Below are 19,124 nucleotides of genomic sequence, written 5' to 3'. Positions count from 1 at the left end.
CCCAATGGTTTATTTCCATCCAACAATCACATGGATGGTCACATGATCTTCAAAGGAGCCATTTGGATTGATGTCTTGTAAAAGCTGTCGTGCCTCTTGATCAAATGCTTCGAATTTGTCCTTAAATAAGGACTTGGCTGCAAATGATGTTGAGTACAGATACCCCATGATTTGTTCAATGTCCCAATATAGAACGATTGGGAATGGACGGGTTTCCAATCTTAAGCCCCGCTTCCTGTACCATTTCCTGATGGGAAGGATGTTGTTTGATCATTGTTTCTCCATGGCGTTTGGAACCAAGGTACTTTTTTATGAGTTCAATGAGAGCAGCCTGCCATTTTTCTCTTTGGGCCCAGAAGCTTCCCATCCCCCAAATCGCGATGCCCCCTCCCGATTGAATCAGAGGAAACATTTTTCTCATGACCTGTCTCCTCTCCATCCAATGAAAAGAAGAAACACAGGTAACAACTTGAAATGTGCCAAGCGTTAAATCGATCTCCTCCGCTCTCTGTGGTAAAAATGAACGTGATCACATTTTCTCAATCCCCGTTGATGCTTCGCTGTTTCAATCATCTCTGCATTCGATCGATGCCAATGACCTCTTTAAAGCGATACTCATATCAAGGGTAACCGTGCCCGGACCACAACCAGCATCCAACAATCTCCCTTGCCCATCGGCTTGAAACCAATTCAATACCTGATCAATAAAATCTTTTGGATACCGTGGTCGATACTTCACGTATTCATTAACAACTCCAGAAAATAACGAGGAAGGTTCCTTGGAATAATTGGTCACTACACTTGTCCCCCTCCTGGTTCGTTATTTGACGATAAACAACTGCTGGCGACTTTCTCCTTAGATCTTGCTCAAGCAATATCACACCGGTTTCCGGGAAAATCCTTCTATAATCGAAACTTGTCTTTAATGATTTTAGCAACTTCTCCAGCAGCTAAATTTGTATTATTTATTCTAATGTAGTTTTCCTTTCTGATTTCCCCCTCCAGGGAGTTTAATCGGTGCTTTTCTACTGTGTGTTTTAAATTTTGTTCAGACTGCTCGATGTTTCTTTTTGAAGGCTTATGTTCAAGTCTATGGGGGCTTTTGTTACGATCAAGTCTTGCTTCGAAATCCGCTTCAAGTTCTACAAAGTAAACAGCTCCGCCCTTTGATTCGAAAATTGAACAAATATGATCAACATAATCCCAGTCGCGTTGCTGATCAAATGCCCATACATAAGTGAAAATCATTCCGTATAAATCGCTTTTGGACACTGCCTCAAATATTTCTTGGCGAAATAGATTTGATAATCTCCATGTTTCAGGACCAAATCCGAAAAAAAGATAAAGTAACTCAAGTGTCATGTGATTATGAAAAAGCTTCAACTCTGTTATTTTTTCCAGTTCTTGCCCAACGGTCATTTTACCAACTGCCTGAGGCCCAAATATTAAAACAAATTTCATAAATCCCTTCTCCTAATCATGGTAATCGCACTTCAAATGAGGACTCCTTCAGTCATCCTATTGCGCTCAATGTTCAATAGAAAATCCATCTGTTTTAAATTGAAGTTTTCAGTAGCACTAAGTTGGTTCTTATCATATGCTAATGAGTAATCACTCCAAAGTTGATAATATGGATTTAGCTTTGTTCTAGAAATTCCCCTCCATTTTTATCCTTCACTGTGATCAAATGGATAGTACAAATATTGACACAGATTCAGCCTGACTTGTAGAATGGTATTAATCCAACTGATATTGGTCAAAATGTGAGTGAACGGTTAATTAGTTGCATAGTTAGCCAAAACAACTATGACGGAGAAGAGTAAACAGGGAAAACCCTCAGAGAGAAGAATCTGCCAAATTGTAGAGATTGGCAGCTGTGAGATTCTTCGGGTGGAATCTGTTGAAGGTAGCTCCTGAGTTGTTCCTGCCAACGCCTGCGCCTTGGTCAGTAGTGGGAAACGTATTCCAGCGTTAATGGAAATGAGTGAGTGGAGAAATCCATGGTTTCTTCACTAACAAAGGTGGTACCGCGAGCCCTTCGTCCTTTGAGATGAAGGGCTTTTTCGTATTGGAAGGAGGATGAAACAGATGCCAAAAGAAATTCAAATGTCCACAAAGTATGATCCAAAAGCAGTGGAAAGCAAGAGATATCAATTTTGGATGGACCATGATTTGTTCAGACCTTCGGAAGATCAAAATAGCGAGCCTTACAGTATTGTGATGCCCCCACCAAATGTAACTGGGATGTTGCATATGGGTCATGCATTAGATTTTACGTTGCAAGATGTCCTTATTCGAATGAAACGGATGCAGGGATATGACACCTTATGGCTTCCGGGTATGGATCACGCTGGGATCGCGACCCAAGCGAAGTTGGAGGAGAAACTTCGAGAAGAAGGAGTCAACCGTCATGACCTTGGCCGGGAAAAGTTTTTAGAGAAAGCATGGGAATGGAAAGAGCACTTTGCATCCATCATCCATGAACAATGGAAGAAAATGGGCTTCTCCATTGATTACTCACGGGAACGCTTTACCATGGATGAAGGCTTGTCTAAAGCCGTTCGGAAGGTATTTGTCGATCTGTACAACAAAGGATTGATTTATCGCGGCAAATACATTATTAACTGGGACCCGGTTGCACGAACGGCCATCTCGGACATCGAAGTCATTTATAAAGAAGTCAAAGGTGCGCTTTATCATATGCGGTATCCGTTAAAGGACGGTTCTGGGTATATTCAAGTCGCCACCACTCGTCCAGAAACAATGCTGGGGGATACCGCAGTCGCTGTCCATCCGGAGGATGAACGTTACCAAGGAATGATCGGTAAAACGGTGATTCTGCCAATTGTGGAACGAGAAATCCCCATCATTGCCGATGAATATGTGGACAAAGAATTTGGAACAGGTGCGGTAAAAATCACACCCGCCCACGATCCCAACGATTTTGAAATCGGTCTTCGCCATGATTTACCGCAAATTATTGTCATGGACGAAACCGGAAAAATGAATGAGAATGCCGGCAAATATCAGGGACTTGATCGTTTTGAAGCACGGAAGCAAATCGTCAAGGATCTCCAGGAAGCTGGTATCATGGTAAACATTGAGGAGCATGTTCATTCAGTCGGTCACAGCGAACGGAGTGGTGCAGTGGTAGAACCTTATTTGTCCACTCAATGGTTTGTTAAAATGAAACCTCTGGCTGAAAAAGCCATTGAACTCCAAAAGAGTGAGGATAAGGTAAGGTTTGTCCCCGATCGATTTGAAAAGCTCTATGTCGATTGGATTGAAAATATCCGTGATTGGTGCATCTCACGTCAGTTGTGGTGGGGTCATCGTATTCCAGCCTGGCATTGTGCAGATTGTGGAGAAATCACTGTATCCATGGAAGATCCAGCTTCCTGTTCCAAATGCGGAAGCACGAACATCATGCAGGATGAAGACGTATTGGATACATGGTTTAGCTCTGGTTTATGGCCGTTTTCCACAATGGGTTGGCCCGAGCAAACCCCCGATTTAAAACGGTACTATCCCAACAACGTCTTGATTACAGGGCATGACATCATCTATCCTTGGGTAGCGCGTATGATCTTCACCGCCATCGAGTTTACGGGTACAAAGCCATTTCAAGATGTTATCATCCACGGGTTAGTTCGTGACTCGGAAGGGGTCAAAATGTCCAAGTCCCTTGGAAATGGGGTTGATCCCTTGGAAGTCATTGACCAGTATGGCGCGGATGCCATGCGGTTTATGATTTCAACTGGTACAACACCAGGTCAAGACCTGCGCTTCCGATGGGAACGTCTGGAATCGGCACGAAATTTCATTAATAAAATTTGGAACGCTTCCCGCTTTGTACTCATGAACATTGATGACTTCGGGATCGACGATATCGCTCTCTCTGGTTCATTGAATACAGCGGACCAATGGATTCTAACCCGCTTGCAGGAAACCATTAACTATGTCACCCATCAATTGGAAGAGTATCACTTCAACGAAGTTGGCCGGGCTTTGTATGAATTTGTATGGGATGAATTCTGTGACTGGTACATTGAATTTGCGAAATTATCCCTGTACGGGGAGGATGAAGAAGCGAAGAAAACCACACGTTCCGTTCTCTGTTACGTTCTTGACCAAATTCTTCGCTTACTCCATCCATTCATGCCATTTGTGACAGAAGAAATCTGGCAAAATCTCCCCCACAAAGGAATAAGCATCATGGTTAGCAAGTGGCCGGAGCCCGACAATCGTCTCCAATTCCCTGAAGCAGTCGAACAAATGAAGCTTTACATGGAAGTCATTCGTAGCGTTCGCAATATCCGTGCGGAAGTGAATGTACCAGTAAGCAAAAAAGTCGATATCTACATTCGGCCAGATAATGAAAAAACATTACAATACCTGCGCCTTGGCGAGAAGTGGATTCGCCAGCAATGCAATCCAGAAAAACTCAGCATCAACTCTGATCTCTCTATTTCGGAAAAAACCATGAGTTCTGTGGTAACAGGAACTGAAATCTTACTGCCACTCGCAGGGTTAATCGATATCGATCAAGAAATCGAACGCTTGAAAAAAGAGCTCAAAACACTGAATGCAGAAGTTGAGCGGGTGCATAAGAAACTATCAAATCAAGGGTTTATCAGCAAAGCACCTACCCATGTTGTCGAAGAAGAACGAAGAAAAGAAAAAGATTATCTGGAGAAACGCGAGAAAGTGAAAGCACGTTTAGCCGAACTGCAAAGCTAACGTTAAAAGGGATGGACTCTGGCAGAAGGTCCATCCACATTCATGATAATGATGTGAAGTAGTTCGTTAAAAATAAAACTGCCGGCAGTCTTTCACTTTAGATACTGACAGCAATATGGACATCGGTTTTCTTTTTTATTCATAGCCAATCACTATATAATTAAAAATTTTTTGTTAATGATTTTAGCAGTTTCTTCTGCATTTCAAATTAGTATTATTTTTATTCTCTAAGGTAGTTTTTCTTTTTAATTTGTCCATCTGAGCTTAGCTTTTTCACATCTTGTAGATAGTGCAGATCTACCGATTGAATAGTAAGCGATTTTGTATTTTTCCATTTCCTTTGAATCTAAAACATTCCGACCATCAATTATTAATGGTTCATTCATTAGTGCAAAAATCTTGCTGAAATCAAATTTCTTAATATGATCCCATGCCGTTAAGATTAGGACTGCATCGGATCCCTTGATTGCTTCCTCAATATCCACATAGTAATTAAGTGATGGAAAAATCCTTTTTACCTCTGAAATCGCAACAGGGTCATAAGCATTCACAGTACCGCCTAATTCCAAAATTTCTTTGATTATACGTAGTGACGGAGAATTTCTGATATCACTAGTGTTTGGTTTAAATGTTAAACCTAAAACAGAGATTAATTTCCCTGATAAGCTTGGTTCTTCTAATACCTCCAAAAGCAATTTGACAGGCTTAAGCATTTGTTTTTCATTTACATTTACTGCTGATTTAAGTATTTCAAAATCATATCCTAGAGTTTGGGCTAACTTAACAGTTGCAACTGTATCCTTCGGTAAGCATGATCCTCCATAACCAATTCCCGCTTGTAAGTAACTCATTCCAATACGAGAATCAAGCCCAATTCCTAAAGCTACTTTTGTCACATCCGCACCACATTTTTCAGAGATGTTGGCTATCTCATTAATAAATGAAATTTTAGTAGCCAAAAACGCATTCGAAGCCAGTTTAATTAGCTCAGCCGTTTCCCAATTCGTCTTTACAAAGTTTTTACTGAAAGGAGAGTAAAGTTGTTCAATCAACTCAGCCACATAAGGTTCATTTGTGCCTATTACAACTCGTTCCATATTAAACGTATCAGAAATGGCCGATCCCTCCCGCAAAAATTCAGGGCAGGAGACAACTGAACATCTATAAGGGGTTGAATTACTTGAGCTAATCACTTCTTGTACATGACGATTAGTACCAACTGGAACAGTACTTTTTATTACAATTGTCTTCTCTCCATTAATTAAATGTCCTATCTGTTTAGCTAATAACTCTATCTGTGCGACATCCAAACTACCATCAGGAAGTGAAGGAGTACCAACGGTGATGAAAATGATGTCTCCATAACTAACACATTCATCTAAACTGTTCGTAAACTTAATCTGACCTTTCTCAAGATTTTCTTCTAATAGCTCGTCCAAACCAGGTTCGTAAAATGGTAGTTTCCCCTTTTTCAGATCATTTATTTTTTGTTCATTACAATCAAGGCAAATAATTTTATGACCTATTTCAGCAAAACAGACAGCTGTAACCACCCCTACATAGCCACATCCAATGATTCCTAATCTCACTGAATCCCTCTTTTCTGATAAAATCAACTGATATTCAGTGTATCAAATACATCTTTCACATATTTAATTGATCTTTCCGTCGCCACTTTCTTTTCTTCCCTCACATGTGTTTCCAATGATATTGGTAGTTGTCTCAAATTCACAAATCGGGATAACTCCTGAAAATATTCTTTAACATCAACATCTCCGTCCCCCACCGTGACATATTGACCTAAGTCAATACTATAATCTTTTATGTGTAAGTATCGAATAAATGGTGCCAGCCTTTTCAGATCATCATAGTCTACATGATGTCCCATTTCGTAAAGATTTCCTACATCAACCAATGCACATACTCGTGGGCTGTTTATCAGCGTAACAAATTCATAGAGCTTTCCAAGCTTATCAATATTACACACAGGTTCATTTTCAATTAAAAGCGTTTTATCGTACTGACAAGCTAAATGAATAAGCAATTCGACGTCTGACATTAAATCATCAACTTGAAATCCTGGATACATTAAATATGAAAATATCCTTATAAATTGAGTTTGAAATAGATCGGCAATTTCAAATGCCTTCTGATAGACATCCAACTTAGGAGCTTTGTTGTATTTAAATGAATGAAATCTAGCATTCTCTATTTTTAATCCCTCTATATGATCAGGATGCCATTTTAATAGTGGAGATGCCAAACATGATACACACAGATTATGATTTTTAATTTTTTTCGCTATGTCCTTCAGTTCATCCATTGGAAAATCAAGTAAATTCCTCTTGTTTGCTGTTCTTAATTCAATTAAATTGATGCCTGCTTCAACGGCAAAAGTAATAGCTTCATCAATTGAATCGCTATATTCATCAGTGATGAATGACAAATTATCCATCATAAAAAATCCTCTCCAATAAAAATATATTATTCTAATATTTTGTATTGGTTATTTATTGCTTGATTCAACTTACTTTCGATGACCGCGAAATCTGCATGTGAAACATCAAAACCAGTCCACAGATTAAATGCATCCACAGCTTGATAAATCATCATCCAAATACCTGAACAAGTAGGAAATCCAAATTTCTCGGCATATTGTAATAACAAGGTTTTATAAGGATTGAATACTGCGTCAAAAACATGAAACGTTTTTACATCCCGTTCTAAACTCAATCGATTAAACAAATCCTCAGATACCAATGATTCAGTTATCTTTGGATACATCCCCACAGGTGTTGCTTGAACCAGGAAGTCAGCATCCTTCAATACTGGATAAAGGTTTTCTTCATCCAACGATTGGATCATGATAGGAGCACGTTCCGAACAGGAAAAATCTATAGAAATTTTTTCTGCCTCTTCCTTATCCCTAGCTAATATAGTAATTTGATCCGTCACTTTATAGAGTTCATAAATAATCGCCCTAGCCGCCCCACCGGAGCCAAGGACTACAATCTTATCGTTTGAAGTTACTCCTCTCAATTGTTCAGTTATTGCACGAAAAGCCCCCACTCCATCTGTATTTGTCCCCAATAAAAGATCATTTTCAAAAATAATAGTATTGACTGCTCCAATCGCTTTCGTCCTTTCATCCACTTCGTTTAAATATGGAATCACTGATAACTTGTAAGGAAGGGTTACATTTGCTCCAACACAACCAATTAACTGCAATGTACGTAAATACGCTGGTAACTCTCTCTCATACAATACACAGAGCTTAAGGTGGTCATAATTTTCGATTCCACATAAGTCTGCGAATTCTTTAAACAAAAGAGGTGAAACACTGTGATCAACAGGATTTCCAAGAAGGGCAGAATAAATCATATTGATCCCTCCACTAAAGGAATAGGTTCTCATATTTCCAATATTCAATTTCAAATTGAGTATCTAACGGCCATTCAGCTTCTTTTTGAGTGATAAATCCCTTTTGTAAAAATATTGATTGAAAATGACGAAATGTTTCCCAACACAATTGAATAAATTTCCCAGGTTCATTCAGAACTATATTTGCAAACTCATTTTCACTCACAATATCCCACAAATAACTATTCGTTCTTGAATAAAGATGCAAAATACTCTCGCCACTTATTTCTTCCATTGGCATAAAATCATTTACCAGACGAAATGCTATTTCAAGTAGATAATCAATCACTTGAATGCTGTACCAAATATAAAGAAATTTATCGTTTCTTTTTAATGCCTTTTCCACAACCCTAATCTTTCTCCACACAATAAAGTTGTAATAACGAAATCTCTTTCTTTGAATATTGTTATTTTCATCAATCATATAATGGGGAATTTGATGGTTTTGTTTATTCATCAAATATCTAAAACGATCAGATATACGCATTGCAATATCATAGTTGTAACCTGGACGTTTAAAATGAAAGTACCCAATCTCAGTTGGATAAAGTAATCTTTTTCCTGCGAAGATTAACGATTTAAGTTCTTTAAATCGTTTTTTATTAATCACTGTATCTTCAATCAAATAGATAACTCGTTGATCTGATTCTATTTTGACTAATCCCTTCTCCAAAACAGATATGCCCTGATTATTCGATCGGGAATCAATCTCATTTTCTAAATATTCAATTAACCATTCGATTTTATTAAGACAATTAACAAAGTCTCGCTTCAAAATTGCCTCCAAGACTTGATCGATATACCACAAGATTGGATTATGGCGATATTGTTTTTTTAACAATGTAGCTAATCGGTATTTCCACTTGGGATGTGGAGTATATGAACCGTTACGCCAATAGTAAATATCCAATGTACGAGATAAAATCCTAAACAAAAGCCTTAACGAGTAGTAGGAAAAAACATGGTTTTTCTTTTTTAACAAGTAATAATCAGTCCACATCGAGAGAATAGAAAAATATATTTTGCTCTCTAATATATGTTTTGGATAGAAAAAACATCTCTGTTTAAATCTCTCGGCCAATTTAGCTGGATCGTATATCGTAATTGCATTTAAAAACCAATGTATAAGCCAATCCGTTTGGTACATCCAAGCAACATCATTATCACTGCAATGAAAAATCTTACTTATATCAGATCTTCTCAAACTTTCTAGCTCAAATCTTATTCCCTTGTCACATACACTATAAAATTCCTGTGGAAATTTTATTTGATTGATGGCTTGTTCTAATGGTTCAGCAAATTTCTCATAATCCCGATGATGTTCAAAAATTATAAACATATCTAAATCTGAATATTGATCCGCCACTCCATAGGCAACAGATGAAGTAATATTAACTAAAAAACGTTTTTCTATTTGTGGAAAATCCCGTCTAATCATTGGCAGTACATAATCGTAAAACGCTTGGGTCGCAATCTTTTGAAGTTTGAGAGATAATGATGATTCCATATTTTCCTCCTCTATAAAAAAGTGGAATTCGGTGCCATCAAAAAGACGGCACCTGGTAAAAGCATCAGTCCATGGTTTGATGACCAATTGAATAGCTTAACGTTCGGGGTCTGGCCTTTACATTACCAAGAACCGCTTCCCTTTCCTTTTTTGATGGAACATGCCACCATGAAGATAAATCAAAATCACGAGGTTTAACAATATTGAACAAATCTTCAATAAATAACTCATGGAATCTTTTCGTATACTCACAGCTTCGTATATCAATTGCCATATCATCACCTGAATGAATTTGTGCATCATATGCGCAACCATTTCCGCACATTCCCCGAGCCGAACAATCATTACAATAGGAGTAATAAATAGGAGATCTTTTCCGCCATTGCGAAATAACTGTTGAGCGATATGAATCAGAATCCAAATCTTTCAAGGCTAACTGATCCATCACTAAAAAAGACTTGCAAGGTCCAACATTACCTTTTGCATCGACGTTTAGATTTGTACCTCCGGCAGCCCCACAATCATGAAATCTGTATCTCTGCTCTACAAAAGGTTGCAATTTACGATAAACCAGTTCCAAAAACAGTCCCTTGTTACGAAACGACTTGTGAATTCCATACATTGTATCCGCATATAAATTTGGATCAATGAGATATTCATAGTCTTTTTGGTCTGGGGTCGGAGGTTTCATAAAATTAACCCCCAAACCAGTAGGCTCGTACTCCTCCAAAAACCAATCGATGATTGAATAGGCTTCATTAATTGTGTGCTTTCCCAAAACCATCGAAATCGATACTTCAACGCCGACTTCTTTCAATTTTTTTATTCCACGATCCACTGCTTCCCAAGAACCTTGTCCACCTCTGGTCCCTCTCAATTGATCGTGAATTTCTGCAGGTCCATCCATAGATACAATACACTTAACATCTTTTTCGGCCAAATAGCGAGCTCTTTCATCATCGATTCTGGTTGCATTGGTTCCCATTACAATCCAAATATGCTCGTTTGGCCTTTGATATTTTTCTTTCAAATCTATAATCAACCTTACTGAGTCCCAAAATAACGTCGGTTCTCCACCAGTAATATGGATAATCTTGTTACGTTTAGGATCAGAGTTATTAAAGAAAAATTGGATCACTTGTTCTAATCGGTTTGAAGAAGTTGGTGTAGTTAGAGGAGATGCAACGTTCTGAACAACCTTGCAGTATGAACACGCGAGATTACAAATATCCGTAAGCAGAATTCTCAGCAATGTAAATGATATTGAAATATCCTTTTTTTGATCTTCTTGCTTCATCAAGCGACGATGTTCACGATCTGGAGAAACTCCTGGCGGAACGAGAAATCCTTTATCAAACATTGCTTGTAGAAGACGTTCTTCAACCAAATGGGCTTTTTCATCTAATACATTGTAATAGGCCTCTTTCAAAACTTGACCACCAAAGATTTGCTCAAGTCGTAGTGCGTGATTTAAGCAGTATGCTCCTTTCCCTAAGTCAATAAGCTGGACATTCGTTTCAAACTGAGGATATTCCTTTACAACCCCCGAAGGGAGGTCTTCAGCACTTGCATACACTTTGGTCGGGATATAACTCTTCTCAGACATTAAAATCTCCTCCCCAGTTCCCTTAATTCAGTCATTTAAGACAGCCACTGCACGAATCGGTGAACCTGTTGCACCCTTGATTTTCAATGGCAATCCAATAAAGGTAAAAGTCTGATTTGCAACAATGTGGAGATTTATTAAATTTTCTATTAAATAGATATTGCTTTTGAGCATACGCATATGCACAGGCCGTTGCATATTCCCCACTTCATCCGCAATAGGCAGATCAACCCCAACAGCTTTCACTTTTTTACTTTGTAACCACGCTGCCGCATCATCATTGATTCCTTGCCATTCAAAGAAGTTATCTTCTCCCCAAGAGCCTGGAAAAGTCCGGATCAAGACTATAGATTCTTGTTCAATATTGAGATAATTCTCTTGGCAAACCCTTTCTAACATGGCTGAATCAACTACATCATTCTTTTCCTTGTTTGAAACATCGATACAAACTGCTTTACCAATCAGCTTCTCAATAGGTATTTTGGCTGCACATTCACCTCCTTCAACATAGTGATTCTGTGCATCTACATGGGTACCGGCGTGATCTGAGAATATTAACATTTTAGATGCAAAACCTTTACATGGGTCAATGTATCTTGGCGCCGTAAATTCATGAGTAACATGATTTAGTACCACCATTCTTGGATGTGAAGAAAATGTTTGAAGACCATCTTCCATTTCTAAAGTCAAATCAATAATTTTCCCCACTATTTCCTCATCCTTCCTAAGTATGAAATAAAAAATCATCCTCACCAAAACCGCAACAATATCCTAAGGTTCACTTGCTGTAAAGGTAAGGATGATTAATTCCCCGAATTTATTCATTCTCCAGTTCAAATTTTTCGACTCCATCAAGATAAGGCCGTAGTGCTTTTGGGATATAGATTGATCCGTCTGCTTGTTGATGATTTTCTAAAAGTGGAATTAGGATTCGTGGGGACGCGATAGCAGTATTGTTTAATGTGTAGCAGAATTTCGATCTTCCCGTTTCATCTTTATATTTAATTCCAGAACGCCGGGCCTGAAAATCAAAGAAGGATGAACAGGAATGAGTCTCACTATATTTCTCCCTACTCGGCATCCACGTCTCAATATCATGCTTTTTAACCTGCCCTTGTCCCATATCACCAGTGCAAACTTCAACCACTCGGTAAGGCAGTTCCAACAACTTAAGAATCTCTTCAGCATTGGAAAGCAACTCATAATGAATTTGCTCAGAAATGACAGGATCTGCCGGAGCAATTACTACCTGCTCTACTTTTGTGAATTGATGGACACGATACAGCCCGCGCGTATCTTTACCTGCTGAACCAACTTCTCTTCTAAAGCAATCGGAAACTCCAGCCATTCGAATAGGCAGCTGAGAAACGTCCAAAACTTCATCTGAGTAATAAGAGACTAAGGGGACTTCCGCCGTACCGACAAAGTTCATTGGTGTATCATCTAGCGTTACGTAGGTTTGTTCTTTTCCTAATGGAAAATACCCAGTTCCATACATAGCTTTTTCATGAACCATTACTGGAACAACCATTGGTGTGAAGTTACGTTTTGCCAAGAAGTCAAGGGTCAACTGAATCACTGCACGATGCAGCATTGCTCCTTTTCCCTTAAGAAAATACATGCGACTTCCGGCGATTTTTACCCCTCGAGGGATATCGATCATGTCATGCATCTCACCCAAAGTCACATGATCTTTAATAGGAAAATCAAACTCTGGGATAATGCCTTCTTTACGAATCTCCACATTATCCTCATCCGTTTCCCCGACTGGAACATCATCTAATGGTACCGAAGGAACAAGTAACATTAAATCATTGAATCGTTTGTTTACTTCTTCAAATTGAGCTTCCAACTCACTTAGCTTTACATTGACCTCTTTTACTCGCTGAATGGCTAATTTTTTCTCATCGCCTTTTAATTTAGGCACTTCTTTTGAGACTTTATTCCGTTCCGCCCGCAACGTGTCAATTTCCTGAATAAACTCACGCCTCTTTTGATCATAATCCAACAATTCAGAAACGCTGATCGCTATTCCTTTGTTGTCAGCAGCCTGTTGCACTTTGTCAGGATTATGCCTGATAAAGTTGATGTCAAGCATAAAATAGCCTCCCAAGTCAAATATATAAATACACTAACACATTATATCTTAAACCGCTACTTTTAAACTAAGATCAATAGCACATCTTACTACTTGATGCAGGAAGCTAATTATTCCCATTTTTACGTCAATATCCATTTCTACATCAATTCTCATTATCCTGCCGAAAACATAAGAAAACATAAGAATAATAAAAATATCAAACATAAATTTTAGATAAAATCAAACACTTTGATTTTATCATTATTCCTTGTAACAACAATCCTCATTTTGCCGAGTGAACAATTATCATCATCAACAGAAAAAGAACAACCTTCTTCGTTTACATATCGCCCCATACTTATAAGCTCTAGTTACATCGAGATTGAGATTGAGAAAATCCTCAATCGACTGAACATGGCCGCACTGTGGACATTCAAAGGTCGCTTTTCTTAAGTTTGGAAATCGCTGACTCATTTCGTGCAACCACTCATCTTCCGTTTGCTTAATCATGTTTTCACCCTTTTTGCATAGTAAAAAGTCATCATTGTGTTTGCAATTCCAATAATGAGAAGGACATCAAGGAGATAAAGCTGAATGACAGTACTCTTTCCAACTAAAAACATCAAGACCGTAGCCAAGAGCAAAAAGTAATCAAAAAGTGAGGTTTTATCCGCAATTTCATATATAAGATGGTCTTTTCTTTTCCTCAGTAAAAAAATCATTTTCCAAACCGCACATAAAATCGCAATCACACCTAAGCCAACCATCATGAGCGTTACCTCCTGGTGCATCTGCACAGAATCGTCAAAACCCAATCCATTTTTACTCCTTCAGTAGACCAGATACAGCCTTTCCTGTTACTGAAATGGTATCTCCTTCCCGAATAACGTGCCCACTCAACAAATGAAAGTTTAAATACTTCCCATCCTTGGTTTGAAATGTAACGGAAATCGGTTCGTTGATTTCACTCAGCGGGATATGTCGAAAATGGCAAAGAATCTGTACCTCACCTTGTGCCAATTCATCATCTTCGTAAGGGACGGATGTAGCCAATACTTTATGTTGCGGAAGGATGGAGAAATCCTTCAAAAATGCTCTTACTTTCTCTTCTGGTCCCTCTACCGTTATTCGCAACACTTTCAACACCCTTTAACGGACTGGATACTCGGATCTATACACCGAGTATCCAAGCCTTTTGTATGTGTTTACCGCTTACCCGTCGTTACAATCCGTTTTCCTACCACCAAAATTTCCTGAACAGTCCTAGATGATCAAAATCGCATCTGACACCCTTGCACTCTTCCAATGTGACCCGATGCACTTGCAAAAAACGTTCGATTCTTCTCGGATTTTTAATCCTTTTTCGTTTATTTCTGGAAGGACAAACAACGATAAGTTCTCGTTCTGATTCATCCCACCAGTAAATGATTTTTCTACTCTTCATTTAGGAACCTCTTTGATCTGGTTCCCTCCATCTCCCATCCATGATATAATTAGGTAAATAACTCTGCTTTGTATGAGCCATTTTTCTGGCTCTTTTTTTATCCAGAAAAAATGTCAAATGATTTACCTGCAAGAATTGTTTTCCCTTCCTCGATTTCTGCAACAACCAAATCAAGCAGAGGCATTGTGATAATAACTTTTCCCTCTCTCAAAAACTCAACAACTTTTACTCTACGAGATGGTTGTAGATCAATATCGCAAGTAATACAAACATGATCTTCATCCGTTTGTGTCTCTTTTTGATGGAAATTAATCTTCGAATGATGATTAAGGTCAGTCATGAACGGTCCCACCTGATGCACTTTACCTTCAACTCTCAATTTCAGCAATGATCTTCACCCTCCCTATAAAATTTTTAGATTCTCATCCATTCTCCCAATATTCGTGTTATTATTAAAATAACACCAACATTCTGATTTTCTTACTGGATGATTGATTACTTACATTATAAAACACAGGCAAATGTATTAGAATATTTATAATTTCGGTTCATTTTAACTCACGAATTAAAAAAACGTGGTTATTTACCCTTACAATAAGAAATCCCCTTTATTGCCGTACTACTTTTTTAAAGAAGTGATTAAAAAACGGGAGGTAACTATGAAACGAGAGCAAGACGATATATCTTTAACCCCAGAACAGTTACGTAAGGTCGGATCGGTTTTACAAAGACTTCGTCTAAAGGGTGGTCACAAATTACAAGTTTTAGCCACAATGGGTAATATATCTGTAGCAACCCTTTCAAACATCGAAAACGGAAAAGATCATGTCACCGTTGAAAAGATTGAAGTCTATTGCAAATTGCTGAATACCTCTTTGCAGTATGTCTTAGAACTCATTGAAACAGATGAAACGCTTAACTCGAAAGACTTACGCTATCTAAACCATGTTGAACGATTAATCGAACTCCATAGTCCTAATCGTGCAGAAGAAAAACTAATTCAACTTACATTCGACCCATATGACCCTCTTTATGTCGTTCAACAATTAATCTTAGGAAAATGTCACATCTATCGTAGGAATTGGAATTCTGCTCGAAAAAAATTTGAGTATGTGCTTAATCAATTAAACAGACATTTCGAATTTGATAAGAGCAATTTAGCTGCTGTTTGCCATTTGTACTTAGCCAAAATAGCATTTTTTAAAGACAAAAACCTTATTAAGGCGTTGGACCATATACGTTTAGGAAAAGAAGTTTATCAACAAGATGGCGATAGAGCTGGTATTATATACAATTTATTGATTAGCGAGGTTATCTATTTGGAAAAACTTGATGAAGACGAGGATGCCTTAATAATTGTTCGGAAAATGCAAGAGGAAATTGGTTTAATCGATCATATTGACACCAAGTTACAAGTCTATGCCTTACACATTCTACTCCTCTTCAAAAAACGGCAATTTAAAGAAGCTCGTTCCTATGCAAATGAAGCTTTAGAAATTACACGAACCTGTAACCGTCCAGAACAAGCCTTAGAAATATATACTCTGCTTGGCGCGATCTACAAAGAGTGCGGCGATTTATTTGAAGCAGAAGAATACTACCTTTATGCTCTTGACTTAGAAGAGTTAGTTAGTAATGAACATTTACTGGCTACCCCCTATATGCGTTTAGGCGAACTTTACTCTTTGAAAGAAGACTGGAACAGAGCAAAAAAAATGCTTGATAAGGCTGAAAAAATTAGCCGAGAAACGGAAGATCCATTCCGTCACATGGAAGTATTGGAATTGTACGGCGATTATTACATCCGTCGAAATGAATTACGAGAAGCTATCCCTTACTATGAACAAGTTTGGGATTATGAAGAAAGATTACATCCGGAACAGCCCTTACCTGAGGTTCGAGAAAAACTAGCCTTTTGTTATCGGGCTGTAAATGATCCTAAATTTCATAAAATCGTGGCAAGGATGCTTGAACTTGATGTACAATTGAAACTGAAAATTACAAAAGGGGTGAATAACATGCCACACCATTCAATGAAATTAGCTGGGGACCCACCGAATGACTAAGCCATATTTAAATTCCGACCTAATTCTTACATATATTGTCGGAATCGATTTGTACTATTCACTTGAACCAGATGGCATCATTTTTATAAAGAAGGGGAGGGTATTTCCACACCCCTCCCTTTTATTTATTCTATACGCTTATCTATAACTTTTTAAGGAGAATAACTTCTGCCTGCTTTCCTGTTGCTTCTAATACTATACCTACAATTTTCTCCTCATAAGCCGTGTCATAAATCACCTCCCCGTCCACCGTCACCCTATACATCGGTTTCGGCCTGTCCACTTTCTCTTTCAATCCAAAAGCAACTGCCACTCCCTTAACGATGGCTCCAGCCAACCCATCCAAGAACCTCTTATCCCGCAACAGCTTATTTTCCCTTGGATTATCTATAAACAGGCATTCCAACAAAACCGCACTCATCCTCGTGTCACGCAAAACGGCGATCCGGGAATGAGCTCCTTGTGTATCATTTTTTGCTGCATTCCCATGTGGATCAATCCCATATCCTTTCAGATATCCCAACACGCTTTCATTGATTGCCTTTTGAATCCGTTGCGTTTTGGCGGGAGCTCCTTTAGCAATATAAGACTCAAAGCCAGAACCACCTCCGGAATTGCAATGCAAAGACAAGAAAAGATCCGCGCTCTTGCTGTTGGCATAGTTAATCCGTTTATAGAGTCCCTCTGGCGGCCCAGGATAAGAAGACGACGTGTTCCGGTTCCTCGTAAAAGTAACCACGACCTCATACTTTCCAAAGTAGTCTCCAACCATTTCTGCTAATTGTAACGCCACATCGGCTTCTTTCAGACCGAAGCCGGTTGCACCGGAATCCGGCCCTCCATGTCCAGGATCAAGGATGATGGTCTTCATTTTTTCTTCTCCTTTCCTCCACGCAAGATTTCAATTCCTTTTTTCAGTTCTGACGGAATCGGCAAACCCATGCGTCCTGAATTCTCCACAATAGACAAGGCTTCGTTCGCCAAATAAAAAAACACCGCCCCGTCCCGGAGCAGGTGTCCATCTCCCAATAATGTGTCAATCACATGAGCCACAGCGATAATCGCAAAGATCATCACCTTTCTCATGATTCCAAAAAAACCCGTCGTACTCGAAAGTCTCCCTTCTTTTCGGGCTGCCAGAAAGCCGGTGACATAATCGATCGTCATAAAAATCAGTAAAGCTTTTAAAGCATCGGACCATCCCCCAAAAAGTTGGGCGGTGATCCCTCCCAGTACACCAACAGTAAACTTGAGCAAAAATTCTCCCCATTCGTCGGTGGTCAACATTTGGCTCTACACCTCCGTAAACAAAAAACCGCTTTGCCACATATCCGCAAAACGGTTAAAGTCCCTTGGATTCCCCCAATTTCATGCACCAGAAAACCGGAGAATATAACCCTGATGCCTTAATGTTCAACGTCGCTCCACTGTCATTGTAGGCTGTTACGTATAGATAATCGTCTTTTTGCAGGTCAATGACCCTGCGCGCGGAAACACCCACATCCACACCGACAACCCCCGCTCCACGACTCGAACCGTGCGCGATCGCATCGATCGTTCCCCCACGGTTCCGAAAAAGAATAATCCGCCTCAAGTTATCCGAATTAGCCACCGTTTCCCATACGGTTGAACAGCCCACTTCATAAACTCCATCTTCCCGAATCGTGATCCGGTCACTAACCAGATGCATTCCAACTGGATTCAGTTCTTCCGTATCCCATGAGAGGGTGGCATTGGTTCCGGTCGCCAAACTTTTACCGGTGGAGTTTCGCAAAATACAAATCGGACGAAATCCCGCGTGGTTCGATGTCATCCTCCGATCCTTAATATCCGCCAAAGAAATGCTGCTGGCATTGTTTTGAACCGTTACTTCGGCCAGCGGAAGATCCCAGGTTGTGGAATTGTTAATGGGAACCGCATTCGGTCCTTGGATGACGGTATACGTCATGAAATTGTTCGTAAAGTCAGCCCGAAGTACAATCAAATCGGTTCTTGAAGATCCCGATGTATTTGCATTGATCGGCAAGTAAACATAGTCCGCGGTGTGTTTCCACATGTGCCCTTTGACCCAGGCTTTTCCCGGAGCGACTTTCACTTGCAAACCCGTTCCCGGAGAGACCGCACAATCCCCGGTTGATCCATCCATGATTGGTCCCTGAACAATAATCCCGGTGGATCGCATATTTTCCATCATGTCGCGCCAATCCGCTTCATAACTTGGCGTATCATCCCAAGGAAAGGAGTTCACGATGGCTGGCATA

At 39.3% G+C, this 19,124-nt stretch carries 19 protein-coding genes and 1 other annotated feature; of the genes, 2 read left to right on the top strand and 17 right to left on the bottom strand.

All coding sequences use genetic code 11. The features are described from left to right. Positions 1 to 175: 175 nt before the first annotated feature. The 3 genes from I8U17_RS10425 to I8U17_RS10415 all read right to left on the bottom strand — a co-directional run bounded on the left by I8U17_RS10425 (position 176) and on the right by I8U17_RS10415 (position 1,461). The gene (locus I8U17_RS10425; RefSeq protein ID WP_198059359.1) at positions 176 to 421 is read right to left on the bottom strand and encodes a hypothetical protein; all 246 of its coding nucleotides are present in this window, start codon (positions 419 to 421) and stop codon (positions 176 to 178) included. 144 nt (positions 422 to 565) lie between these two features. After that, positions 566 to 796: a hypothetical protein gene (locus I8U17_RS10420; protein WP_198059358.1), complete on the bottom strand. Its 231-nt coding sequence runs from the start codon at positions 794 to 796 to the stop codon at positions 566 to 568. Positions 797 to 903: 107 nt separating this feature from the next. After that, positions 904 to 1,461: an AAA family ATPase gene (locus I8U17_RS10415; protein ID WP_198059357.1), complete on the bottom strand. Its 558-nt coding sequence runs from the start codon at positions 1,459 to 1,461 to the stop codon at positions 904 to 906. 336 nt (positions 1,462 to 1,797) lie between these two features. Then, positions 1,798 to 2,049: a binding site (T-box leader), on the top strand. Between the two features lie 39 nt (positions 2,050 to 2,088). Between I8U17_RS10415 and I8U17_RS10410 the strand changes: the two genes are divergently transcribed. Continuing rightward, positions 2,089 to 4,740, top strand: coding sequence for a valine--tRNA ligase (locus I8U17_RS10410; protein WP_198059356.1), 2,652 nt, complete (start codon positions 2,089 to 2,091; stop codon positions 4,738 to 4,740). Between the two features lie 245 nt (positions 4,741 to 4,985). On the opposite strand, the gene I8U17_RS10405 is transcribed toward I8U17_RS10410, so the two are convergent. The 11 genes from I8U17_RS10405 to I8U17_RS10360 form a co-directional block, all read right to left on the bottom strand. Next, the gene (locus tag I8U17_RS10405; RefSeq protein WP_198056115.1) at positions 4,986 to 6,329 is read right to left on the bottom strand and encodes a UDP-glucose dehydrogenase family protein; all 1,344 of its coding nucleotides are present in this window, start codon (positions 6,327 to 6,329) and stop codon (positions 4,986 to 4,988) included. 23 nt (positions 6,330 to 6,352) lie between these two features. Beyond that, positions 6,353 to 7,198 (bottom strand): sugar phosphate isomerase/epimerase family protein, encoded by an 846-nt coding sequence (locus tag I8U17_RS10400; RefSeq protein ID WP_198059355.1) that lies wholly within the window; start codon positions 7,196 to 7,198, stop codon positions 6,353 to 6,355. Positions 7,199 to 7,224: 26 nt separating this feature from the next. Next, entirely contained in the window at positions 7,225 to 8,121 is an 897-nt protein-coding gene (locus I8U17_RS10395) for a shikimate dehydrogenase (RefSeq protein WP_198056117.1), read from the bottom strand. A gap of 13 nt (positions 8,122 to 8,134) precedes the next feature. After that, entirely contained in the window at positions 8,135 to 9,667 is a 1,533-nt protein-coding gene (locus tag I8U17_RS10390; RefSeq protein WP_198056118.1) for a hypothetical protein, read from the bottom strand. Between the two features lie 64 nt (positions 9,668 to 9,731). Beyond that, complete coding sequence (locus tag I8U17_RS10385) at positions 9,732 to 11,273, bottom strand: radical SAM/SPASM domain-containing protein (RefSeq protein ID WP_198056119.1); 1,542 nt, start codon at positions 11,271 to 11,273, stop codon at positions 9,732 to 9,734. 27 nt (positions 11,274 to 11,300) lie between these two features. Further along, positions 11,301 to 11,981 (bottom strand): cyclase family protein, encoded by a 681-nt coding sequence (locus tag I8U17_RS10380; protein WP_198056120.1) that lies wholly within the window; start codon positions 11,979 to 11,981, stop codon positions 11,301 to 11,303. A 109-nt stretch (positions 11,982 to 12,090) separates the two neighbouring features. Further along, a complete protein-coding gene (serS, locus tag I8U17_RS10375; protein WP_198056121.1) occupies positions 12,091 to 13,371 on the bottom strand; it encodes a serine--tRNA ligase in 1,281 nt (426 codons plus the stop codon). Between the two features lie 294 nt (positions 13,372 to 13,665). Continuing rightward, positions 13,666 to 13,863 (bottom strand): VVA0879 family protein, encoded by a 198-nt coding sequence (locus tag I8U17_RS18785; protein WP_370589238.1) that lies wholly within the window; start codon positions 13,861 to 13,863, stop codon positions 13,666 to 13,668. Then, positions 13,860 to 14,123, bottom strand: coding sequence for a hypothetical protein (locus I8U17_RS10370; RefSeq protein WP_198059354.1), 264 nt, complete (start codon positions 14,121 to 14,123; stop codon positions 13,860 to 13,862). Before I8U17_RS10370 ends, I8U17_RS18785 begins: the two co-directional genes overlap by 4 nt. 52 nt (positions 14,124 to 14,175) lie before the next feature. Beyond that, a complete protein-coding gene (locus I8U17_RS10365) occupies positions 14,176 to 14,487 on the bottom strand; it encodes a hypothetical protein (RefSeq protein ID WP_198056123.1) in 312 nt (103 codons plus the stop codon). A 407-nt stretch (positions 14,488 to 14,894) separates the two neighbouring features. Further along, the gene (locus tag I8U17_RS10360; protein ID WP_198056124.1) at positions 14,895 to 15,137 is read right to left on the bottom strand and encodes a hypothetical protein; all 243 of its coding nucleotides are present in this window, start codon (positions 15,135 to 15,137) and stop codon (positions 14,895 to 14,897) included. Between the two features lie 319 nt (positions 15,138 to 15,456). Between I8U17_RS10360 and I8U17_RS10355 the strand changes: the two genes are divergently transcribed. Next, positions 15,457 to 16,863, top strand: coding sequence for a helix-turn-helix domain-containing protein (locus I8U17_RS10355; protein WP_198056125.1), 1,407 nt, complete (start codon positions 15,457 to 15,459; stop codon positions 16,861 to 16,863). Positions 16,864 to 17,005: 142 nt separating this feature from the next. Here the strand turns inward: I8U17_RS10355 and I8U17_RS10350 are convergent, their stop codons facing one another. From I8U17_RS10350 to I8U17_RS10340, 3 genes are read right to left on the bottom strand one after another with little or no spacing between them, the layout of a single operon-like run. Then, positions 17,006 to 17,734, bottom strand: coding sequence for an N-acetylmuramoyl-L-alanine amidase (locus I8U17_RS10350; RefSeq protein WP_198056126.1), 729 nt, complete (start codon positions 17,732 to 17,734; stop codon positions 17,006 to 17,008). Continuing rightward, on the bottom strand, positions 17,731 to 18,150 hold the full coding sequence (locus I8U17_RS10345) for a phage holin family protein (RefSeq protein WP_198056127.1): 420 nt from the start codon (positions 18,148 to 18,150) through the stop codon (positions 17,731 to 17,733). The genes I8U17_RS10350 and I8U17_RS10345 overlap by 4 nt, the downstream gene beginning before the upstream one ends. 55 nt (positions 18,151 to 18,205) lie before the next feature. Then, the gene (locus tag I8U17_RS10340) at positions 18,206 to 19,123 is read right to left on the bottom strand and encodes a hypothetical protein (protein ID WP_198056128.1); all 918 of its coding nucleotides are present in this window, start codon (positions 19,121 to 19,123) and stop codon (positions 18,206 to 18,208) included. Between the last annotated feature and the right edge of the window lies 1 nt (position 19,124).

It is taken from the genome of Thermoactinomyces sp. CICC 10521 (genome assembly GCF_016055135.1).
Lineage (GTDB): Bacteria > Bacillota > Bacilli > Thermoactinomycetales > Thermoactinomycetaceae > Thermoactinomyces_A > Thermoactinomyces_A daqus.
The sequence above is the reverse complement of the archived record's forward strand: the minus strand, read 5'-3'. Positions and strand labels throughout refer to the sequence as shown.